The sequence below is a fragment of the Streptomyces sp. NBC_01306 genome (assembly GCF_026340465.1).
Taxonomy (GTDB): Bacteria; Actinomycetota; Actinomycetes; order Streptomycetales; family Streptomycetaceae; genus Streptomyces.
In genome coordinates this window covers 6,746,030-6,767,187 of record NZ_JAPEPC010000001.1, presented here as the reverse complement: position 1 = coordinate 6,767,187, position 21,158 = coordinate 6,746,030, and the positions used below count along the sequence as shown (strand labels likewise).

General features: G+C 71.3%; 23 protein-coding genes, 1 pseudogene and 1 riboswitch. Of the genes and pseudogenes, 15 read left to right on the top strand and 9 right to left on the bottom strand.

Translation table 11 applies throughout. The features are described 5' to 3' along the window. The first annotated feature begins 33 nt into the window (after positions 1-33). Positions 34-251, top strand: a riboswitch (cyclic di-AMP (ydaO/yuaA leader). Positions 252-254: 3 nt separating this feature from the next. Next, entirely contained in the window at positions 255-728 is a 474-nt protein-coding gene (locus tag OG385_RS29945; RefSeq protein ID WP_266859394.1) for a C40 family peptidase, read from the top strand. A gap of 31 nt (positions 729-759) precedes the next feature. On the opposite strand, the gene OG385_RS29940 is transcribed toward OG385_RS29945, so the two are convergent. After that, positions 760-1,191 (bottom strand): ATP-binding protein, encoded by a 432-nt coding sequence (locus OG385_RS29940; RefSeq protein ID WP_266859392.1) that lies wholly within the window; start codon positions 1,189-1,191, stop codon positions 760-762. Positions 1,192-1,424: 233 nt separating this feature from the next. Between OG385_RS29940 and OG385_RS29935 the strand changes: the two genes are divergently transcribed. Together OG385_RS29935 and OG385_RS29930 are read left to right on the top strand one after the other, a co-directional pair. Continuing rightward, entirely contained in the window at positions 1,425-2,282 is an 858-nt protein-coding gene (locus OG385_RS29935) for a helix-turn-helix transcriptional regulator (RefSeq protein ID WP_266859390.1), read from the top strand. 9 nt (positions 2,283-2,291) lie between these two features. After that, positions 2,292-2,510, top strand: a complete 219-nt coding sequence (locus OG385_RS29930) for a DUF397 domain-containing protein (protein ID WP_266859388.1) — start codon at positions 2,292-2,294, stop codon at positions 2,508-2,510. Positions 2,511-2,538: 28 nt separating this feature from the next. Here OG385_RS29930 and OG385_RS29925 read toward each other — a convergent pair whose 3' ends face one another. Then, positions 2,539-3,684, bottom strand: coding sequence for an 8-amino-7-oxononanoate synthase (locus tag OG385_RS29925; protein ID WP_266861262.1), 1,146 nt, complete (start codon positions 3,682-3,684; stop codon positions 2,539-2,541). 155 nt (positions 3,685-3,839) lie between these two features. On the opposite strand from OG385_RS29925, the gene bioB reads away from it, so the two are divergent. The 4 genes from bioB to OG385_RS29905 all read left to right on the top strand — a co-directional run bounded on the left by bioB (position 3,840) and on the right by OG385_RS29905 (position 7,712). After that, positions 3,840-4,901 carry a biotin synthase BioB gene (gene bioB, locus OG385_RS29920; RefSeq protein ID WP_266859386.1) on the top strand — a complete coding sequence of 354 codons (1,062 nt, stop codon included), beginning with the start codon at positions 3,840-3,842 and terminating at the stop codon, positions 4,899-4,901. Then, on the top strand, positions 4,894-6,165 hold the full coding sequence (locus OG385_RS29915) for an adenosylmethionine--8-amino-7-oxononanoate transaminase (protein WP_266859384.1): 1,272 nt from the start codon (positions 4,894-4,896) through the stop codon (positions 6,163-6,165). The genes bioB and OG385_RS29915 overlap by 8 nt, the downstream gene beginning before the upstream one ends. A gap of 1 nt (position 6,166) precedes the next feature. Further along, the gene (gene bioD, locus OG385_RS29910) at positions 6,167-6,859 is read left to right on the top strand and encodes a dethiobiotin synthase (protein ID WP_266859383.1); all 693 of its coding nucleotides are present in this window, start codon (positions 6,167-6,169) and stop codon (positions 6,857-6,859) included. Between the two features lie 169 nt (positions 6,860-7,028). Beyond that, positions 7,029-7,712 carry a class I SAM-dependent methyltransferase gene (locus tag OG385_RS29905; RefSeq protein WP_266859382.1) on the top strand — a complete coding sequence of 228 codons (684 nt, stop codon included), beginning with the start codon at positions 7,029-7,031 and terminating at the stop codon, positions 7,710-7,712. A gap of 48 nt (positions 7,713-7,760) precedes the next feature. On the opposite strand, the gene OG385_RS29900 is transcribed toward OG385_RS29905, so the two are convergent. Together OG385_RS29900 and OG385_RS29895 are read right to left on the bottom strand one after the other, a co-directional pair. Beyond that, on the bottom strand, positions 7,761-8,132 hold the full coding sequence (locus OG385_RS29900; protein WP_266859380.1) for a fic family toxin-antitoxin system, toxin component: 372 nt from the start codon (positions 8,130-8,132) through the stop codon (positions 7,761-7,763). Beyond that, complete coding sequence (locus OG385_RS29895; RefSeq protein WP_164265086.1) at positions 8,129-8,365, bottom strand: antitoxin; 237 nt, start codon at positions 8,363-8,365, stop codon at positions 8,129-8,131. The genes OG385_RS29900 and OG385_RS29895 overlap by 4 nt, the downstream gene beginning before the upstream one ends. A 147-nt stretch (positions 8,366-8,512) precedes the next feature. Here OG385_RS29895 and OG385_RS29890 point away from each other — a divergent pair, with 147 nt between their 5' ends. From OG385_RS29890 to OG385_RS29875, 4 genes are all read left to right on the top strand, one after another. Next, positions 8,513-8,932, top strand: a complete 420-nt coding sequence (locus tag OG385_RS29890) for a GNAT family N-acetyltransferase (RefSeq protein WP_266859377.1) — start codon at positions 8,513-8,515, stop codon at positions 8,930-8,932. Between the two features lie 248 nt (positions 8,933-9,180). Continuing rightward, positions 9,181-10,578, top strand: a complete 1,398-nt coding sequence (locus OG385_RS29885) for a hemolysin family protein (RefSeq protein ID WP_266859375.1) — start codon at positions 9,181-9,183, stop codon at positions 10,576-10,578. Next, positions 10,575-11,609, top strand: coding sequence for a hemolysin family protein (locus tag OG385_RS29880; RefSeq protein WP_266859373.1), 1,035 nt, complete (start codon positions 10,575-10,577; stop codon positions 11,607-11,609). The genes OG385_RS29885 and OG385_RS29880 overlap by 4 nt, the downstream gene beginning before the upstream one ends. Before the next feature lie 79 nt (positions 11,610-11,688). Then, positions 11,689-12,540: an SGNH/GDSL hydrolase family protein gene (locus tag OG385_RS29875; RefSeq protein ID WP_266859371.1), complete on the top strand. Its 852-nt coding sequence runs from the start codon at positions 11,689-11,691 to the stop codon at positions 12,538-12,540. A 74-nt stretch (positions 12,541-12,614) separates the two neighbouring features. On the opposite strand, the gene OG385_RS29870 is transcribed toward OG385_RS29875, so the two are convergent. Both OG385_RS29870 and OG385_RS29865 read right to left on the bottom strand, forming a co-directional pair. After that, positions 12,615-14,150: an ATP-dependent DNA ligase gene (locus tag OG385_RS29870; protein WP_266859369.1), complete on the bottom strand. Its 1,536-nt coding sequence runs from the start codon at positions 14,148-14,150 to the stop codon at positions 12,615-12,617. A 196-nt stretch (positions 14,151-14,346) separates the two neighbouring features. Further along, positions 14,347-14,973 carry an alpha-ketoglutarate-dependent dioxygenase AlkB gene (locus tag OG385_RS29865; protein WP_266859368.1) on the bottom strand — a complete coding sequence of 209 codons (627 nt, stop codon included), beginning with the start codon at positions 14,971-14,973 and terminating at the stop codon, positions 14,347-14,349. 117 nt (positions 14,974-15,090) lie between these two features. On the opposite strand from OG385_RS29865, the gene purB reads away from it, so the two are divergent. Next, entirely contained in the window at positions 15,091-16,524 is a 1,434-nt protein-coding gene (purB, locus tag OG385_RS29860; RefSeq protein WP_266859366.1) for an adenylosuccinate lyase, read from the top strand. 19 nt (positions 16,525-16,543) lie between these two features. Continuing rightward, entirely contained in the window at positions 16,544-17,098 is a 555-nt protein-coding gene (mug, locus tag OG385_RS29855) for a G/U mismatch-specific DNA glycosylase (protein WP_266859365.1), read from the top strand. A 93-nt stretch (positions 17,099-17,191) separates the two neighbouring features. Here mug and OG385_RS29850 read toward each other — a convergent pair whose 3' ends face one another. Further along, positions 17,192-17,635 (bottom strand): hypothetical protein, encoded by a 444-nt coding sequence (locus OG385_RS29850; RefSeq protein WP_266859363.1) that lies wholly within the window; start codon positions 17,633-17,635, stop codon positions 17,192-17,194. 65 nt (positions 17,636-17,700) lie between these two features. Here OG385_RS29850 and OG385_RS29845 point away from each other — a divergent pair. Beyond that, a pseudogene (locus OG385_RS29845) lies at positions 17,701-17,805 on the top strand (LuxR C-terminal-related transcriptional regulator); the annotation flags it as partial. Positions 17,806-17,896: 91 nt separating this feature from the next. Continuing rightward, entirely contained in the window at positions 17,897-19,057 is a 1,161-nt protein-coding gene (locus OG385_RS29840) for an ROK family protein (protein ID WP_266859362.1), read from the top strand. Between the two features lie 64 nt (positions 19,058-19,121). Here OG385_RS29840 and OG385_RS29835 read toward each other — a convergent pair whose 3' ends face one another. Beyond that, a complete protein-coding gene (locus OG385_RS29835; RefSeq protein ID WP_266859360.1) occupies positions 19,122-19,889 on the bottom strand; it encodes a GntR family transcriptional regulator in 768 nt (255 codons plus the stop codon). A 237-nt stretch (positions 19,890-20,126) separates the two neighbouring features. Further along, a complete protein-coding gene (locus OG385_RS29830; RefSeq protein WP_266859359.1) occupies positions 20,127-21,011 on the bottom strand; it encodes an RNA polymerase sigma-70 factor in 885 nt (294 codons plus the stop codon). Between the last annotated feature and the right edge of the window lie 147 nt (positions 21,012-21,158).

The following is a 21,158-nucleotide window of genomic DNA, read 5'->3' as shown; positions in this document are numbered from 1 at the left end:
CCGCCACCACGGCGGGGCGGTCCGGGCGGACGCCGAGTCCTGCCGCCGCACCCGGATGTCTGGTCGACACGAGTGGATCGGCAGGAGTGGAGGACCCAGGCAGTCCGGAGCGACAGCGACGTCGCTCCTCGGGGTGAAGCCGCCTGGCGGGACGGCCGACTTGATCAGTCGGTCAACCTGCCCGGCGGCCGGGCAACTTCGCCGGCCCGAACCCGACAGGTCATCTTTCACAGGCGGTTTGCGAAGGGTTGCGCATGACTGCGCAGATTCATATCCCGTCTCTCCTCGCCCGGGCCGGAACAGCCTCGGCCCTCACCCTCGCCACAGTCGCGGGGACCTCGCTGGTACCGGGCGCGACCGTGGAGGCCCAAGCCGCCGCGCACGCCGCCCGGGCCGTGCAGATCGCGGCCTCCAAGAAGGGATCGCCCTATCAGTGGGGGGCGGCGGGGCCATCACGGTTCGACTGCTCGGGGCTCACGCTCTACTCGTACAAACAGGCGGGCAAAGAGCTGCCCCGCACCGCCCAGGCGCAGTACAACCGCGTACGCCATATCCCGTCCTCCTGGCGGCACCGCGGTGACCTGGTGTTCTTCCACTACGGCCGGAGCGTCTACCACGTCGGCATCTACGCCGGGCACGGGAAGATCTGGCACTCCCCCAAGACCGGCGCCGTGGTCAGGCTGGAGAGGATCTGGTCCCACAGCGTCTGGTACGGCCGGGTGGGCTGAAGCCGGGAGCGGTCGGCGGGTGCGGGTTCGTTCAGCCCTGGACCACGGCGGTCCAGGGCAGGGCGATCCATACGGTCTTGCCGCCGTCCCGCGTCGGAGTGACCGACAGCCGGCCGCCGTTCTCGGCCGCCAGCCAGCGGATGATGACCATGCCCCGGCCGTTGTCCTGCTGCACCGCCGCGGGCAGCCGCTGGGGCCAGCGCGGATGGCTGTCGGTCACGCCGACACACAGCCGCTCGTCCCGCTCCAGGACGGCCTGCACCGTGAAGGTGGGGGACGCGCCGAAGGTGTGCTGCACCGCGTTGGTCGCCAGCTCCGAGACGATCAGCCGGATGGTGTCCGCCAGCTCCGCGTCGGGAGGCAGCCCCCAACCGGTGAGCACACGGGCCACGAACGTCCGGGCGGCCGGGACCGAAGCCGGCTCGCTCGGCAGGGTAACGGAAGCTTCCTGGTGGTCTGCCATGACGGCCTGTCCCTTTCCCACCGCTGCCGGCGCAGGTCTCGTGACGGATGGACTTCGAGACGGCCTCAGGTGGCGCTTCGTGCGAGCGTGACACTCATAGTGACCGCAGTACCGGCCATCCACAAAGATGTGCATATATCTGTCGCTCAAAGTGATGAACTCTGCGACGGAAGACCGTATTTGACGGCCGGAATGGCACGTTGGCAGAAACGGCCGGCCGGAGGGAGAACACGGTGCGGAGCAGCCCCGCGGTGCGCCGCGTCAAACTCGGTGCCGAGCTGCGCCGGCTGCGCGTCCTGGCGGGTCTGACCAGCGCGGCGGCGGCCCGGCTCGCGGGCTGGCACCAGTCGAAGGTGAGCAGGATCGAGACCGGGCGCAGTGGTGTGAAGCCGTCGGATGTGGCCCTGCTGCTCGATGCGTACGGCGTGCGGGACGCGGCGCAGCGCGAACTCCTGGAGGCGCTGTGCGGTGCGGGGGCCGACGAGAGCGCCGACTGGTCGCACACCTACCGGCGTCTGCTGCCCGCCCAGTACCGGGACTTCATCAGGCTGGAGTCCCAGGCGTGCACGGCGCACACCTTCGAGACATCGGTGGTGCCCGGCCTGCTGCAGACACCCGGCTACGCGAAGGCGGTCACCCGGGCCTCGCTCGACGGGCTGCCGGCCCGGACCGTGGACTCGCTGGTCGATGTGCGGCTGGCACGGCAGCGGGTGCTGGAGGCGGATCCGCCGCTGGAGCTGAGCGCGGTCGTCGACGAAGCGGCTCTGCACCGCCGGATGGGCGGGCGCGGGGTGATGGCGGAGCAGTTACGGCATGTCCGGGAGGTCGCCCGGCTGCCCCATGTGCGGTTGCAGGTCATGCCGTTCGCCGCCGGAGGGCACATCGGACTCACCGGCTCTTTCACAATCTTCTCTTTTTCGAACATGATTGATCTGGATGTGGTCGTTCTCGACCATTTGATGAGTAGCCGATATCTGGAACGGAAAGAAGACCTCAAGGCGTACAGCGCCGCGTTCCGCAGGATCCAGGCGCGCGCCCTTCCGCAGCAGGAATCGTTGGATCTCATCGCCGGGATCGATGACGGCGTCTAGGGAGGCATCATGTCCGCACGTCCTGCGAACGTCCCTTCCAGTACTTCTCTGAACGGCGCGAGGTGGCGGCGCAGCAGCCGCAGCACCGGAATGAACAACTGCGTCGAGACCGCGTTACTCGACGGCGGTCTGCTGGCCGTCCGTGACTCCAAGCGCGTGAACCACCCGGCGCTGCTCTTCGGAGCGGGCGCCTGGACCTGCTTCCTGGCCTCGGTGCCCGAGGCCTAGGCCCTTTCGTCGGGGAGTGCCCGACGCGTCAGCCGGTGGGCGCGGTGCGCAGCACCGTGTCCACCGCCCACTCGATCTGTTCGTCCGTCAGGTCGGCGCGTGCGGTGAGCCGCAGCCGTGAGATGCCGTCCGGCACCGACGGCGGACGGAAGCAGCCGACCACGAGGCCCGCCGCACGGCAGTCGGCCGCCCAGCGCACCGCCTGCCCGGGCGTGGGCGCGAGAACGGAGACGACGGCGGCCTGCGGGCGTACCGCACTGAGTCCGCCCGCGGTCAGCCGTGTGTGCAGGGTGTGCGCCACCGTACGGGCGCGGCCGGCGAGCAGCGGCTCGTCCCGCAGCAGCCGCAGGCTCGCCAGCGCGGCACCCACCGCCGCGGGCGCCAGGCCGGTGTCGAAGATGAAGGTGCGCGCCTCGTTGACCAGATGGTCGATGACCCGGGCGGGCCCGAGCACCGCGCCGCCCTGGCTGCCGAGCGACTTCGACAGGGTGACCGTGGCGACCACATCGGGGGCGCCCGCCAGTCCCGCCGCGTGCACGGCGCCGCGTCCGCCGTCGCCGAGCACGCCGAAGCCGTGCGCGTCGTCGGTGATCAGCGCCGCTCCGTACGTACGGCACACCGCGGCCAGTTCCGGCAGCGGCGCGGCGTCGCCGTCGACCGAGAAGACCGAGTCGCTGACCACGACGGCCCGGCCGCCGTCATACGCGTCGAGCGCCTTGGCCACGGCCTCGGGATCACCGTGCGGGACGACTTCGGTCGCCGCCCTGGAGAGCCGGCAACCGTCGATGATCGAGGCGTGGTTGGCGGCGTCCGAGACGATCAGCGCGTCACGGCCGGTGAGCGCGGTGAGCACGGCGAGGTTGGCCGCGTACCCGGAGGAGAAGACCAGCGCCGCCTCGAAACCGGTGAACCGCGCCAGCTCGCGCTCCAGTTCGGCGTGGAGCGCGGTGGAGCCGGTGACCAGCCGGGACCCGGTGGCGCCCGCACCCCAGCGGCGGGCCGAATCGGCCGCGGCTCCGGTGATCTCGGCTCGGCTGCTCAGCCCCAGATAGTCGTTGCTCGCGAGATCCAGCACGTCCGGGGCCGCCGCGCGCGGCCGAAGCGTGCGCACCAGCCCGGCGTCCGCCCGGCGGCGCGCAGCGGCGTCGGTCCACTCGAATGGCTCGCGGGGCACGGCTGGAGACATGGTCGGTCCCTTTTTGTAGGCAGTTCACAGACCCTAGCCGGGGCGATGCGGGATCAGGGTGTGGCAATACACACACCCCCTGACGGCTGTGTTGTTGGGTTCCTCCTTGGCCGGAGGCGGTGCGGTGGGTAAGGATCACTCCCATGGACCTGCTGAACACGCTGGTGGACAAGGGGCTGCGGCGCGAACTGCCGACCCGTGAAGAGGCGCTCGCCGTGCTGGCGACGACCGACGACGAACTGCTGGACGTGGTGGCGGCAGCCGGAAAGGTACGCCGCAAGTGGTACGGGCGGCGGGTGAAGCTCAACTATCTCGTCAATCTCAAATCGGGCCTCTGCCCGGAGGACTGCTCGTACTGCTCGCAGCGGCTGGGCTCCAAGGCGGAGATCCTCAAGTACACCTGGCTGAAGCCGGACGAGGCGTCGAAGGCCGCTGCGGCCGGAGTGGCGGGCGGGGCGAAGCGGGTCTGTCTGGTCGCCAGCGGCCGCGGGCCGACGGACCGCGATGTCGACCGCGTCTCGGAGACGATCGAGGCGATCAAGGAGCAGAACGAGGACATCGAGGTGTGCGCCTGCCTCGGGCTGCTCAAGGACGGCCAGGCCGAACGGCTGCGGGCGGCGGGCGCGGACGCGTACAACCACAACCTCAACACGTCGGAGGCCACCTACGCCGACATCTGCACCACCCATGACTTCGCCGACCGGGTCGATACGGTCCAGCACGCCCAGGCCGCCGGTCTTTCGGCCTGCTCGGGGCTGATCGCCGGGATGGGTGAGAGCGACGCCGACCTGGTCGACGTGGTCTTCGCACTGCGCGGCCTCGACCCCGACTCGGTGCCGGTGAACTTCCTGATCCCGATGGAGGGCACCCCGCTGGCCGGGGACTGGCATCTGACCCCGCAGCGGTGTCTGCGCATCCTGGCGATGGTGCGGTTCGTCTGCCCGGACGCCGAGGTCCGGCTGGCGGGCGGACGCGAGGTGCATCTGCGCTCCCTGCAGCCGCTCGCCCTGCACCTCGTCAACTCCATCTTCCTCGGCGACTATCTGACGAGCGAGGGCCAGGCGGGCCGGGCCGATCTGGACATGATCGCGGATGCCGGATTCGAGGTGGAGGGCGCGGAGACGACGACGCTGCCCGAACACCGCGAGGGTCTGGTGTCGGTACGCCGCAGGGGCGCCGGAACGGATCTCGCACCCAATGCCTGACTCCGCCGCGCTGCTCGACCTCGACCGGCGCCATGTCTGGCACCCGTACGGTCCGATGCCCGGCCGGCAGGAGCCGCTGCTCGTCGAGTCGGCTTCCGGTGTCCGGCTGCGGGTCGCCGGTACGGGTGAGCTGGTGGACGGCATGTCGTCCTGGTGGTCGGCGATCCACGGCTACAACCACCCGGTGCTGAACGAGGCCGCGCGCGGCCAGCTGGACCGGATGAGCCATGTGATGTTCGGCGGGCTCACCCATGAGCCCGCCGTGCAACTTGCGGCGAAGCTGGTGGAGATCACCCCGGAGCCGCTCCAGCATGTGTTCCTCTCCGACTCGGGTTCGGTGTCGGTCGAGGTCGCCGTCAAGATGTGCCTGCAGTACTGGCGTTCCGTGGGCCGCCCCGCCAAGCAGCGGCTGCTGACCTGGCGAGGCGGCTACCACGGGGACACCTGGCAGCCCATGTCGGTGTGCGACCCCGAGGGCGGGATGCACGACCTGTGGTCGGGGGTGCTGCCGCGGCAGGTCTTCGCCGACGCGCCTCCCGCGGAGTACGAGCAGGGGTACGCCGACCACCTCCATGAGCTGATCGGCCGTCATGCGGACGAGCTGGCGGCGGTGATCGTGGAGCCGGTGGTCCAGGGCGCGGGCGGGATGCGCTTCCACTCCCCCGCGTATCTGCGGGTGCTCCGCGAGGCGTGCGACGCGCACGGTGTGCTGCTGGTCTTCGACGAGATCGCCACCGGCTTCGGCCGTACGGGCAAGCTCTTCGCGGCCGACCACGCCGGGGTCACCCCGGATGTGATGTGCGTGGGCAAGGCGCTGACCGGGGGCTATCTGACGATGGCGGCGACGCTCTGCACCCCCCGGGTGGCCGAGGGCATCGCCAGGGGCGAGGTGCCGGTGCTGGCGCACGGGCCGACGTTCATGGGCAATCCGCTGGCCGCCGCGGTGGCCTGCGCCTCGATCGAGCTGCTGCTCGGGCAGGACTGGGAAGGGGAGGTCAAGCGCCTGGAGACGGCTCTGCTGGAGGGTCTGTCCGGGGCGGCGGAGCTGCCGGGAGTCCGGGACGTCCGGGTGCTCGGCGCGATCGGGGTCGTCCAGCTGGACCATGAGGTGGACATGGCCGCGGCGACCCGGGCGGCCGTACGCGAGGGCGTCTGGTTGCGTCCGTTCCGCGATCTCGTCTACACCATGCCGCCGTACGTCACCGGCGATCAGGACGTGGCACGGATCTGCCGTGCGGTGTGCGCGGTGGCGAGGGAGGCATGACATGACGATTCTCGTGGTGACGGGGACCGGCACGGAGATCGGCAAGACGGTGGTGACCGCCGCGGTGGCGGCCGCCGCGCGCGGCCGGTCCGTCGCCGTTCTGAAACCCGCGCAGACCGGGCTGCTGCCCGGCGAGCACGGCGACGCGGCCGAGGTGGCACGGCTGGCCGGAGCGGTGACCGCCGTCGAACTGGCGCGGTTCCCGGACCCGTTGGCCCCGGCGACGGCCGCCCGGCGCGCCGGGCTCGCCCCGCTGCGCCCGCAGGACGTGGCGGACGCGGCGCAGAAGCTGGCCGCCGAACACGATCTGGTGCTGGTCGAGGGCGCGGGCGGGCTGCTCGTACGGTTCGACGACGAGGGCGGCACGCTCGCGGACGCGGCCCGGCTGATGGGGGCGCCGGTGCTGGTGGTCGCCCTCGCCGGTATCGGCACGCTCAACGTGACCGCGCTGACCGCCGAGGCCCTGCGAGCCCGGCGGCTGGAGTGCGCGGGGGTCGTGATCGGCAGCTGGCCCGCCGAACCCGGTCTGGACGCCCGGTGCAATCTGCTGGATCTCCCGGAGGTCGCCGGGGCTCCGCTGCTCGGCGTGGTGCCGGAGGGTGCGGGCGGGCTGGCCCCGGCCGACTTCCGGGACCGGGCGCGGAGCTGGCTCGCACCCCGCCTGGGCGGGACCCGGGGCACCGCGCCGGGCTGATACGGCCAGGTGGGCGCGGGTGTCGGCCGGACGGGCGCGGGTGTCCGCCACGCCCGCGTCATTTTCCCGCGGCTCCCGGAGTGCGCCGGGCCATCCGGGGCATGAGCGGGACGGGCGGGGCGATCACCGCCGTGCGCCCTGCCGTCCCGTCCGCCGGAGGAGACCCGCGATGCCGCTGCGCAACAGCAAGATCCCGAGCGACACCGTGCACCATCCGCTGTTCGCCCGCTTCTACGCCCGGTTCAGTGTCAAGGCCGACCGCACGGCGGGGGTGGCGGCCCACCGCGCCGAGCTGCTCGCGGGCCTCTCCGGCCGTGTGATCGAGATCGGCGCGGGGAACGGGCTGAATTTCGCCCACTGCCCGGCAACGGTCTCCGAGGTGGTGGCCGTCGAACCTGAGCGCACTCTGCGGCAGTTGGCGGTGCGGTCCGCGATGCGTGCCCCGGTCCCCGTGGACGTGGTGCCGGGGACGGCGGAGGCGCTGCCCGTGCGGAGCGGGACGTTCGACGCTGCGGTGGCGTCGCTGGTGCTGTGCACCGTACGCGATCTGCCACAGGCGCTCGCCGAGATCAGGCGGGTGCTGCGGCCGGGCGGTGAACTGCGGTTCTTCGAACACGGGCTGGGTCAGGGACACCCGATGGCCGCTACCCAGCGGGCCCTGGACCGTACGGTCTGGCCGCTGCTCTTCGGCGGCTGTCACACGGCGCGGGACACCCTGTCCGCGATCGAGGCGGCGGGTTTCGAACTCGGCACCTACCGGCGGCTGAACGTACCGGAGGGCGGCCTGCGACTGCCTTCCTCACCCTGCGTACTGGGCACGGCGCGGCGACCGGATCGCCCGATGACTTCGTGAGGATCAGTGCCGCGCGTTCGGCGTACGGCATACGGCGCGACCGATGGCTCACAGGCTCCATTGGCGCAGTTCATCCGCGATGACCCGGACATCCGCCTTGTCCTGCTTCACCAGCCGCGCCAGGTCTCTGACCTGCTCCGGCGAGGTGACGACCTTCAGCCCGCAGGCGACGAGGTAGCCATAGGCGACGGCCGAGGCGAACATCGCGTTGGAGTGCTCCAATGCCGGTACGTGGAGCAGGAGTTGCAGCAGAGCGGCGGCGCGCGCGTACGGGTCGCTGTAGACGGGGACGCCGAAGACCTCCGCATCATGCCGGCTGACGGCAGCCACCAGCGCACCCCAGTCGATGACGGGAGGGTCTCCGGGAGTCTTGTGCTCGGCGACCATGAGCAGCCAGGCCAGATCGATCTTGAGGTTCAACGGCTGCCCTTGCGGCGCTTGCCCTCGGCGGCGGACTCGTCCGCGAACACCGACGCGTACTGCTTCATGAAGTCGGCGGCCGCCTCCACGAAGGTGTGTCCCACCTCGCCCGCGTCCTGGTTCACCAGCTCCTCGATGTAGCGGTTCACGCTCACTCCGCGCTGGAGAGCGCGCTGCCGCGCCGCTTCGGCGGTCGCTTCGTCCACGCGTACGTTCAGCTGAGTCTTGGCCACGCGACCACGCTAGCGCGCAGACGCTAGCACCGGCAAGAGCGGCTACGGGGACGGCGGCCGCCGCGAGGCGCCGGCCGGGCACCCGGTCCGGCCGGCTCGCAGCGAAACCGCTCGCCCGGCAGCCGGGCGTTCTGGTTGGCTCGCCCCATGAGCGATCTTCATATCCGCTGCGCCACCCTCTCGGACATCGACGCCGTTCTGCGGTTCTGGCGCCTCGCCGCTGAAGGAACCAGCGTCAGCGACGACCCCGACGGAGTGGCCCGGCTCGTCACCAGGGACCCCGAAGCCCTCCTGATCGCGGAGCGCGACGGCCTTCTCGCGGGGTCCGTGATAGCCGGCTTCGACGGATGGCGCTGCTCCCTCTACCGCCTTGCCGTACACCCGGACTGCCGCCGGCAGGGCATCGCCGCCGCCCTCCTGGAGGCGGCGGAACAGCGATTCGCCGCCCTGGGTGGACGGCGGGGCGACGCCATGGTCCTGGAGGACAACGAACGGGCCCACCGCACCTGGGCGGCGGCTGGCTACCATCGCGAGGACCACTGGCGACGGTGGGTCAAGCCGCTGTAGCCACGGACAGGACCGCCGGACGGTTGCGATCCGCCGGGCCGGGCACCGGAGCAAGCAGGGGCGGGAGCGGCCGGCCGGACTCGGAGCGGCCGGCTCTTTGCCTTTCCTTTACGCTGGTTGTCCGCCGTACCACCGACCGAAAGGTGTGAGCGTCCGCCCATGGGCGAGCCCCCCAGTACCCGACGTCCCAGTAGCCGACATCGCGCGTTCCTCCGCTCCCTGGCCGATCATGGGACGGAGGTGAACCGATGACCGAAGTGCTTCTGCTCATCGTGGCACTGCTGCTCTCGCTGGCCTGCTCGGCCTTCGTGGCGGCGGAGTTCTCGCTCACGACCGTCGAGCGCAGCGAGCTCGAAGCGGCCGCAGAACGGGGGGAGCGCGGCGCGGCGAGCGCGCTGCGGGCGGTACGCGGCCTCACCTTCCAGCTGTCGGGCGCCCAGCTCGGTATCACCGTCACCAACCTGGTCATCGGTATGCTCGCCGAGCCCTCGATCGGGAAGCTGCTGCGCGGGCCCATCGAGTCGGTGGGCCTCCCGTCCGGTGCGGCCTCGTCGGTGGGCCTGGTGATCGGTACCGCCCTCTCCACCGTCTTCCTGATGGTGGTCGGTGAGCTGGTACCGAAGAACTGGGCGATCTCCTCCCCGCTGGCCGTGGCCAAGGTGGTGGCCACCCCCCAGCGGTACTTCAGCGCCGTCTTCCGCCCGCTGATCAGCCATCTCAACAACACCGCCAACCGGCTGCTGCGCCGGCTCGGCATGGAACCGACGGAGGAGCTGGCCTCGGCCCGCTCGCCCCAGGAGCTGGTCGCGCTGGCCCGCCACTCGGCCAAGGCGGGCGCGCTGGAGGAGGACACCGCCGAGCGTTTCGTCCGCACGCTCAACCTGGCGGATCTGACCGCCGAGAACGTGATGACCCCCAGAGTCCAGGTGGTGGCGCTCGATGTGCAGGCCAGCGCGGAGGACGTCGCCAATGCCACCCGCGCCACCGGGCTGTCGCGCTTCCCGGTCTACCGGGGCAGCCTCGACCAGGTCGTCGGCGTCGCCGACATCAAGGACGTGCTGGCGCTCCCGGCGGAGCGCAGGCCGCGATTCCCCGTCTCCGAGCTGCTCCGCGAGCCCCTGCTCGTACCCGAGACGCTGACGGTGGACCGGCTGCTCGACCGGATGTACGGCAAGCGCACGATGTCCGTGGTGATCGACGAGTACGGCGGCACGGCCGGCGTCGTCACGCTGGAGGACATCGTCGAGGAGGTCGTCGGCGAAGTGCGTGACGAGCACGATCCGCACGAGACGCCCGACCTCGCCGGCGCGGGCGAGGACGCGGACGGCCGGCCGGTCTACTCGGTGGACGGGGCCGCCAGGACCGACCAGCTGGAGTCGATCGGGATGCGGGTGGCCGAAGGCCCGTACGAGACTCTGGCGGGTCTGGTCGCCACCGAGCTGGGGCGTATCCCGGCCGAGGGCGACACCGTCGAAGTGGCCGGCTGGCGGATCGATGTGGTGGACGCGACCGGGCGGCGCGCCGCCCGGCTGCTGCTGCACGCACCGGTGGCGGCCGACGGCGACGACGACGGCACAGACGGCAGGACAGACAGCAAGAACGACGGAAAGAACGACGGCAAGAACGGCAAAGAGGGCTCGCGATGACTGTGGTCCAACTGTTCATCGGGCTGCTGACGCTGGTCGTCAACGCCTTCTTCGTCGGTGGCGAGTTCGCCCTGATCTCCGTCCGCCGAAGCCAGATCGAACCGGCCGCCGAGGAGGGCGACCGGCGGGCGCGGAGTGTGCTGTGGGGGCTGGAGCATCTGGCAGCGCTGATGGCGGCGGCGCAGCTCGGCATCACGCTCTGCACGCTGGTGCTCGGTGTGGTCGCGGAGCCGGCCATCGCCCATCTGCTGGAGCCGGTCTTCCACACCGTCGGGATGCCCGGCGGGCTGATCCACCCGCTCTCCTTCGTCATCAGCCTCGTCGTGGCCACGTATCTGCACATGCTCTTCGGCGAGATGGTTCCGAAGAACATCGCCCTGGCCGGGCCGGTACGGGCGGCTCTGCTGCTCGGCCCTCCGCTGGTCGCCCTGGCGCGTGCGCTGCGTCCGGTGATCTTCGCGATCAACTCCTTCGCCAACGGACTGCTGAAGCTGTTGCGGGTGGAGGCGAAGAGCGAGGTCGCGGCGACCTTCACGGACGACGAGCTGGCCCGTCTGGTGACCGACGCCTCGGCGGCCGGACTGCTCGACGACCGGGCGAGCGAGCGGCTGCACGACGCCCTGGAGCTGGGCCGGAGGCCGGTGCGCGATGTGGTCGTACCGCTGGAGCAGGTGGTGTACGCGCGCCTCGGAACGACTCCGGAGAAGCTGGAGCAGCTGTCGGTCGAATCGGGCTTCTCACGCTTTCCCGTGGTGGACGACGACCGGCGGATTCTGGGCTATCTGCACGTCAAGGACGCGCTGGACGCACTGCCGCGCGATCTGCCGTTCACGGTCTCCGCGATGCGGGCCATCGCCCGGGTGCGTGCGGCCAGCCCGCTGGACGACGTACTGACAGCGATGCGCCGCAGCCGTACGCATCTGGCGGCGGTGATGGGTGACGACGGCACACTCGCCGGTCTGGTGACGATGGAGGACGTGCTGCGGGAACTGGTCGGGCGGCCGACGGCGCCGGCCGGAACCGGCGACTGACCACGCGCCGCTGTCTCCCCGGAGACCCCCGGGAGATCCCCGGGGCGGCAGCGGCACGTCACGGTAGGATCGCCCGGCGATGAAATTGAATGCCTCCTACACCAGTCTGGTCGCGGTCGGCGACTCCTTCACCGAGGGAATGTCGGACGGCCTGCCCGACGGCTCGTACCGCGGCTGGGCCGATCTGCTCGCGGCCCGCCTGGCGACACGGGCCCCCGGCTTCCGGTACGCGAATCTCGCCGTACGCGGAAAGCTGATCGGCCAGATCGCCGACGAACAGGTCGAAGCGGCGGCGGAGCTCCGGCCCGATGTGGTGACGCTGGTCGGCGGGCTCAACGACACCCTGCGCCCCAAGTGCGACATGGGGATGGTGCGCGGGCGGCTGGAGGAGGCAGCAGGACGGCTGGCTCCCGCCTGCGGACAGCTGGTACTGATGCGCAGCCCGGGCCGGAACGGACCGGTGATGGAACGCTTCCGCCCGCGCATGGAGGAACTGTTCACCTTCATCGACGACCTGGCCGCACGGCACGGCGCGCTGGTCGTCGACCTCTACGGCGCTCCGGTGCTCGGGGATCAGCGGCTGTGGGGCGTGGACCGGCTGCATCTGACGGCCGAGGGCCACCACCGGGTGGCCGAGGCGGTGTGGCAGACGCTGGGGCTGGCGGCCGAGGACGACTGGCGGGCGCCGCTGCCCCCGGCTGCGGCGGCCCGGTGGATTGCGCGGCGGAGCAGTGACCTCCGGTTCGCGCGCGAGCATCTGGTGCCGTGGATCGGGCGGCGGCTGACGGGACGTTCATCGGGCGACGGGCGCAGCGGCGCCCAGTTCTGCCCCGACACCGGAAGGGCGTTCTGGATCACGCCCGCTGAGGACGGAGCCCCCGGCCCGGTGACCGGCTGGCGGCGGCTGGAGGCCGCGCCGGACGTGTCGTAGGCGCCGTAAGGGCGGGGGTGCCGGGGTGCCGTAGGTGTGGGGGTGTCGTTGTGCCGCACGCGGGGTCACGTGGATCACAGGGCGACCGGGGCGAGTGCGCGGACCGCGGCAACGGTGTCCGCGTCGGCGGGGCCCTTGTCCTCGCGGTAGCGCAGGACGCGTGCGAAGCGCAGGGCGAGACCGGCCGGATAGCGGGTGCTGCGCTGCAGCCCGTCGAAGGCCACCTCCACCACCAGTTCGGGCCTTACCCGTACGACGTATTCGTCCCGGCTCACCTCGCGCGCCAGCAGTTCGCGGGTCTGCCAGGCCAGCAGTTCATCGGTGAGGCCCTTGAAGGTCTTGCCCAGCATCACCCACGGACCGGGATCCCCCGCCTCTCCGCGAGCGGCGAGATGGAGATTGCTGAGCACGCCCTGCCGCCTGCCGTGCCCCCACTCCGCCGCCGTCACGACCAGGTCCAGCGTGAGCCGGGGCTTCACCTTGATCCAGCCGGCTCCGCGGCGCCCCGCCGCGTACGGCGCTGCGGGGTCCTTCACCACCACGCCTTCCTGCCCCTGCGCGACGGCGTCCGCGAAGAACCGCTCCGCCTCGGCCGGCTCGCCGGTGACCGTACGCGGAACGCGCAGTTCCACGGGCACCACCGCGTCCAGTGCCTCCCAGCGGGTCCGTGCGGGCAGGTCGATGAGGTCGGCGCCGTCGCGGTGCAGCAGGTCGAAGAAGTACACGCGCAATGGCACTTCGGCACGCAGCCGGGCCGGATCCTGCCGGGACGCGGTACGGGCGGCCGTCACCTGGAACGGCATGGGGCGTCCGTCCGGTCCCACCGCGAGCGCCTCCCCGTCGAGCACCGCCGAGCGGACGGGCAACTCCCTCGCCGCCTCGACCACTTCGGGCACCCGCGAGGTGATGTCGTCCAGGCTCCGGGTGAAGACGGCCACTTCGGCGCCGTTCCGGTGGACCTGGACCCGGATCCCGTCCAGCTTCCACTCCAGAGCGGCGGGCGCGATCCGTTCCAGGGCCGCGGCCACATCGGGCGCCCCCGCGGCGAGCATCGGCCGCACCGGCCTGCCCAGTTCCAGGCCGAAGGCCCGCAGCGCCTCCTGCCCGCCCGACAGGGCAGCAGCCGCCACGGCACGGGCGGAGCCGCGGAACATCAGGGCCCGCCTGACGTCCGCCGACGCCACCCCTGCGGCCTTCGCCACCGCGTCCGCGACCACGGAGTCGAGTGCGCCCTGCCGCAGTTCGCCGACGAGGACGGCGCCGAGAAAGGACTGCTCCGACGCGGTGGCCCGGGAGAACAGCCCGTGAAGCAGGGCGCTCCGTTCGTCACGCGAACCGGGGCCGTGCACGCCGGCCAGCGCGGCCAGGATGTCCTGCGTCTCCCGCACACCGAGCGACGGATCAGCAGCGGGTTCCGGAAGGTCACGCAGAGCCGCGGGGCCGACCCCGATCCGCATCCGCCGGGACTCGCCGGAGAGCAGCGCCACCGCCGCGGGCAGATCGTCCGGTCCGAGGCTTCCGAGGTACTCGGCCAGCAGGGCGGTCTTCGCGTTCCTGGCGGATTCCGAACCGACAGCGCGGGAGGTGGCGGCGAGTTCATGAAGCAGCATGGCGGGGCTCCGGGCCGGTGGAAGAAGCTGGGCGAAGGCGGAGAATCCGTACCCGTTTTCCACCGCGTCGTCCCGGTGCGTCGTCCCGGTGTGGATCGGGCCGGGACCGGGAGGGGCACAGTCCGGGCGGGCGCGGGCTGGGACGGGAACGGTCCGGGCAGGCGCGGAGACCTCCGTACTCTCGCAGGCGCGCGGCTCAGCGCACCCCGTGCGGGCGGAACTGGACGCTGATGCGCGGCCCCACGGGCCTGGCCGTCTTGAGAATGGCGTGCTCCCAGGTGCGCTGGCAGCTGCCGCCCATCACGATGAGGTCGCCGTGCCCGAGCGGGGTGCGGACGGTGCCGCCTCCACCACGCGGCCGGAGCGTCAGGGTCCGGGGAGCGCCGAGCGAGAGGATCGCGACCATCGTGTCCTCCCTGCTGCCCCGGCCGATGGTGTCCCCGTGCCAGGCGACGCCGTCCCGTCCGTCTCGGTAGAAGCACAGTCCGGCGGTGGTGAAGGGCTCGCCGAGCTCCTCCGCGTAATGCGCCCCGAGTGCGTCACGGGCCTCGTCGAGCACCGGGTGCGGCAGAGGGTCGTCCGCGCGGAAGAACGACAGCAGTCTCGGCACCTCCACCACCCGCTCGTACATGACGCGCTGTTCCGCGTGCCAGGGGACGTCCCGCACCAGTACGTCGAAGAGCGCGTCCGCCCCGGCGAGCCACTGCGGCAGCACATCGATCCAGGCGCCCTGCCCCAGGTGGCTGCGGTGGACTCCGGCCAGCGGGCGCAGACCGGTCGCATCACCCTGGCCGAAGAGGGAACTCTGCAGGTGGACAGCCATACAGCAGAGCGTACCCGAACGCATATTCGAACGCGGTAGCCCGAGCCGAACGCCGTAGCAACCCACAAAGAGATCCGGGGCACGGACCTGCAGGAACCGCCAGTAGAATCACTTCACGTGACTGCAAAGCCTCGCATCCCCAACGTTCTGGCCGGCCGCTACGCCTCCACGGAGCTCGCTGTCCTCTGGTCCCCCGAGCAGAAGGTCAGGCTGGAGCGCCAGCTCTGGCTGGCCGTGCTGCGTGCCCAGCAGGACCTCGGGATCGAGGTGCCCGGGACCGCGGTCGCCGACTACGAGCGGGTGCTCGACCAGGTGGACCTGGCGTCGATCGCCGAGCGGGAGAAAGTCACCCGGCACGACGTGAAGGCGCGGATCGAGGAGTTCAACGCCCTGGCGGGGCATGAGCAGATCCACAAGGGCATGACCTCGCGCGACCTCACCGAGAACGTGGAGCAGCTCCAGATCCGGCTCTCGCTCGAACTGATGCGGGACCGCACCGTCGCCGTGCTCGCGCGCCTCGGCAGGCTGGCCGGTGAGCACGCCGAGCTGGTGATGGCCGGGCGTTCGCACAATGTGGCCGCGCAGGCGACGACGCTCGGCAAGCGCTTCGCGACGACCGCCGACGAACTGCTGGCGGCGTACGGACGTCTTGAGGACCTGCTGGGGCGTTACCCGCTGCGCGGGATCAAGGGCCCGGTCGGTACCGCACAGGACATGCTCGACCTGCTGGGCGGTGATGAGTCGAAGCTGGCCGAGCTGGAGCAGCGGATCGCGGGGCACCTCGGCTTCGCGCACGCCTTCACATCGGTCGGCCAGGTGTACCCCCGCTCGATCGACTACGAGGTGGTGACCGCGCTCGTGCAGCTGGCGGGCGCGCCCTCGTCGCTGGCCAAGACGATCCGGCTGATGGCCGGGCACGAGCTGGTGACGGAGGGGTTCAAGCCGGGGCAGGTCGGCTCGTCCGCGATGCCGCACAAGATGAACACCCGTTCCTGCGAGCGCGTCAACGGTCTGATGGTGATCCTGCGCGGTTACGCGTCGATGACCGGCGAACTGGCCGGTGACCAGTGGAACGAGGGCGACGTGTCGTGCTCGGTCGTCCGCCGCGTCGCCCTGCCCGACGCGTTCTTCGCCTTCGACGGGCTGCTGGAGACCTTCCTGACGGTGCTCGACGAGTTCGGCGCGTTCCCGGCGGTGGTCGCCCGGGAGCTGGACCGCTATCTGCCGTTCCTTGCCACCACCAAGGTGCTGATGGGCGCCGTACGGGCGGGTGTCGGCCGTGAGGTGGCGCACGAGGTCATCAAGGAGCACGCGGTCGCGTCCGCGCTCGCCATGCGCGAGCAGGGCGCTGAGCGCAACGAGCTGCTGGACAAGCTGGCGGCCGACGAGCGGATGCCTCTCGACCGGGCTCAGCTGGACTCGCTGATGGCGGACAAGCTCTCCTTCACCGGCGCCGCGGGCGCCCAGGTGGCCGCGGTGGTCTCGCGGATCGAGGAGGTCTCCAAGCAGCACCCGGAGGCCGCCGCCTACGCCCCCGGCTCGATCCTCTGATCCGCGCGCTGATCCGCTGATGAAGCCCGAAGAGCTCGAAGCCGCCCGCGACCGCATCGTCCCCGATGTGGTCGCGGAGGGCTTGAGCGTCCTGTTCTGCGGGATCAACCCCGGCCTGATGACGGCCGCGACCGGCCACCACTTCGCCCGGCCGGGCAACCGTTTCTGGCCGGTGCTCCACCTGTCAGGATTCACGCCCCGCAGGCTGGCCCCTTCGGAACAGGACGACCTGCTTGGCCTCGGCCTCGGCATCACCAATGTGGTGGCACGGGCCTCGGCCCGCGCCGATGAGCTGAGCGCCGAGGAGTACCGCGAGGGCGGACGCATCCTGACGGCCAAGGTGGAGAAGCTCAAGCCGCGTTGGCTCGCCGTCGTGGGAGTCACCGCCTACCGCACGGCGTTCCACGAGCCCAAGGCCCGGATAGGTCCGCAGACCCGGACCATCGGCTCCACCCGGATCTGGGCACTGCCCAACCCGAGCGGTCTCAACGCCCACTGGACCGCGGCAACGATGGCCGAGGAGTACGGCAGACTGCGCGAAGCAGTCCGGACGACACCCCGGTCCGCACCCTGACCGGGCAGCGACCCAGCACACCGGAGCAGCCGGCTCACCGGCGGTCACCCACCGGCAGGACCCCGCAGCTGGGACCGCAGCTGGGGCCGCAGGCTACGGCGGATCCACGTCGGTAACCGCCACCATCAACCGTGCGCCCTGCTCCTGGCTCTCCCGTACGGCCCCGATGGCGATCCAGCGCCCCTCAGCCCTCCAGAGGTGGAGGGACGGTGCGGTGGTGCACAACTCGGCCCAGGGCTCCGGTATCTCCTCCCCCTCCATGCGCCGGGTCAGCATGCTCCAGAGGCTGAACGTCTGCGCCTCGCCCCACCGCGCGTCGAGCACGGCCACCAGGGCCTCGTACTCGGCCCCGAGCTGGTCTTCGGCCTCCCCCTCCGGAGCGGCGTCGTCCTCGGCGCCCAGGAGCGTGTCGCGGGTGATCAGAGCCGCGAGGTGGTACCCGGGCCCGCCCGGTCCGGTGTCCGACCACCCGTGCCGGGCGGGGAACGCACGGGTCCGCAGCCGGTCGATGGTGGCGACGTACTGAGCGGTGGTCATCCCCTCAGTAAACCTTCCACCACTGACAGTTGACCGCCGGGGCCGTCAGACGTCACGCCGGCGCAACGGTGAAGTCCCACGTCAGCGCTGTGCTGGCGAAGTTGGGGGCCCGGGACCGTACGCAAGCGGTGATTGCCGCGTACGAGTCGGGGTTCGTCGCGCCCGCCTGACCCGCTGTCGTTCCGGCAGCCACTCGCCGCCCGACCTGTCACCCGGTACCATCCGGGCACACACGCATGAGCTGAGCTGGGAGGACAGACGTTGGGGCAGCTGACCGGCGGGGATCCCTCGTTGCTGCGACGGATCAACTCCTCCGTGGTGCTGCACGCACTGCGCGGCGAGGTGTTCCCGACCCTGACGGATCTCACCCGTATCACCGGCCTTTCGCGGCCGACGGTCGAAGGCGTGATCGAAGGCCTGATGGCGGCCGGGCTCGTCGTCGAGGACGCACCCGAGGCGGAGGGCGGGACCCGGCGCCAGGGGCGGCCGGCGCGGCGGTTCCGGTTCCGTGCGGAGGCCGGGCATCTGCTGGGGATCGAGATCGGGCCGCACCGGGTCGCCGCCCTGCTCTCCGGCCTCGACGGAGAGATCATCGGCTCCGGTTCCCGCGACGTGCCGGAGGCGGCGTCCGCGGACGAGCGGCTGGAGCGGGTCCGGAGCACGGTGGCCGATGTGCTGCGCCGGGCCGGAGTCGCGCGCAGCACGCTGCGGGCGGTCGGGGTCGGCAGCCCCGGAATCGTGGAGGCCGACGGCACGGTCCGGCTGGGCACCGCGCTTCCCGAGTGGACCGGGCTCGCACTGGGCGAGCGGCTGCGGCGGTCGTTCCGCTGCCCGGTCCTGGTCGAGAACGACGCCAACGCGGCAGCCGTGGCCGAGCACTGGAAGGGCGCCGCGACCGATTCCGACGACATCGTCTTCGTGCTCGCCGGCCTGAGCCCCGGTGCCGGATCGCTGATCGGCGGGCGGCTGCACCGCGGTTTCGGCGGCGCGGCGGGCGAGATCGGCGCGCTGCATCTGCTGGGCCGTGGAGTCACACCCGAGAAGCTGCTCTCCACGACCGACGAGCCGCTCCATCCGCTGGACGAGCACGCGGTCGCCGAGGTCTTCTCCCATGCCAAGGAGGGCGACACCCGGGCCCGGGCCGCCGTGGAGCGGTTCATTCAGCGGCTGGTGCACGACGTCGCAGCGCTGGTGCTGGCACTCGACCCGGAGCTGGTGGTGATCGGCGGCTGGGCGGCCGGACTGGACGGCGTACTGGAGCCGCTGCGGGGCGAGTTGGCGCGCTACTGCCTGCGCCCGCCCCGGGTCGCGCTGTCGGTGCTCGGTGAGGCCGCGGTGGCGACCGGTGCACTGCGGCTGGCGCTCGACCACGTGGAGGAGGAGCTCTTCGCCGTGGAGGGCACGGTGACGGCCCGCCGCTGAACGCCGGGCGCAGCGGCGGGGCCCGTCACACCGTGGTGTTGAACAACCCGTGGACGTCCGGGCGTCAGGAGGCCTTCTTGCCGCCCGGCAGCTGGTCGCTGATCTCCACGTCGCCCGAGTCGCCGAAGGTGAGCCGGCAGGTGTCCGCCCGGTAGGTGGCCACCGACACCGCGACCGTCCGGCCGCCCGCAATGTACCGGGTGGTGACGACGAGCACCGGAGCACCGGGCAGCCGGTCGAGTTCCCTGGCGTCGTCGGCGCGCGCCGAACCGAGCTCGACCGCGCGGTCCTGGCCGTCGAGGTCGAGATGCTGGAGCTCACGGAGGACGGCGCGCGCACGCGCCGGGCCCGACGGGGCTTCTATGGCGGACAGTTCGGGCACAGAGGCAACCGGCACGTACACCAGCTCCGTGGCGACGGACTGCCCCTGCGTCATCCGGATCCTGCGTACGGTGTGCACCGCGTCGTCGCCGTCCGCGTCGAGCAGCCGGGCCACGGCGGCCGGCGGGGTGGCGCTGCCGCACTCGACGGGCTGCCAGGCGTCGTCCGACGCACCGGGCCAGGTCTGCTGGGAAGTCGACACATCGACACCGACGCGCGGCGGGGCCACCGTGGTGCCCACCCCCCGGCGGCGCTGCAGACGCCCTTCCAGCTCCAGCTGTTCCAGCGCCTGACGCAGCGTGGCGCGCGCGACACCGAAGCGCGCGGCCAGTTCACGCTCGTTGGGGAGGATCTCCCCGACCGCGAATTCCGAGTCCAGCGCCTCGGTGAGCACGTTCTTGAGGTGCCAGTACTTCGGCTCCGGCACCGATTCCAGCTGCGTGGTCCCCACCCTGATCCTCCGCAATCGCCGTATCCCCGGCGGCTTTTCTGTGCCCTTATTTATTAAAGGTTCCTGCACTAACTCTGCGAGAGTAGGACGGCACCCCTTCTTGGTCAAGACCAATCCTCGCCCGATAGCGGAGCGGAGTCGCGCCATGACGCAGAGCGTTCACGAAAAGTTATCGAGCAGCGGCAACCGGGCAGCCACGCATGGCGGGCTCACCCGGATCACAGGGTCCGGCGGGCTCTACTCCGCGGAGAGCAGGAGGAGTTTGTCAGGATTGCGCACGATGTAGATCTCGGCGATCCGGCCGTCCTTGATCTCCGCCTGCACCACGGTGTCCACCGTGCCGCCCGCGAGGACGACGATCGCCGGGGCGCCGTTGAGCTCCCTGATGCGGAACTCGCCGCCCTCGATGCCCTTCTCCGCGACCCCGAACAGGAAGCGGCCCACCTTGTCCGCGCTCTCGATGACGCGCAGCGGCGCCTTGGACTTGCCGCCGCTGTCCCCCACCAGGCGCACACCGGGGGTGAGCAGGGCCAGCAGCTCGTCCAGGTTCCCGCCCGAGGCCGCGGCCAGGAACCGTTCGGTCAGATCGCGGCGTTCGGCCGGATCGACGTCGTACCGCGGCTTGCGCTCCTCCACATGGCGCCTGGCGCGCCCGGCGAGCTGGCGCACGGCGGCCTCGCCGCGATCGAGTACGACGGCGATCTCCGAGTACGGGAATCCGAAGGCCTCCCGCAGTACGAACACCGCACGCTCCAGCGGGGAGAGCGATTCCAGCACCACCAGAACGGCGAACGAAACGGACTCGGCGAGCACCGCCTGCTCCGCGGTGTCGGGAACGGCCGCGCCGAAGTCCGTGGCGAGCGGCTCGGGCAGCCACGGCCCCACGTACGCCTCGCGCCTCGACTGCACGTGCCTGAGCCGGTCGAGCGCCAGCCGGGTGGTGATCCGGACGAGGAAAGCACGCGGCTCGCGGACATCCCCGCGGTCGGCCGCCGACCACCGGAACCACGCCTCCTGCACGACGTCCTCGGCATCGGCCACCCGGCCGAGCATCCGGTACGCCACACCCGTCAGCACGGAGCGGTGTTCTTCGAAGAGGTCGGTCACTGTGTCGGTCGCCACTCCCCCATCCCAGCCGACCGGCCCTCCGCTGTCCAGAAAGAATCGCCGGAAGGGGCCGGATCCACTTCGCGCCGACCCTTGAAGTACAAGCTACTGAAGGGTAATTGTTACTGACGCAATGTCTAAGACCGCCTCCGATTGCCGGGC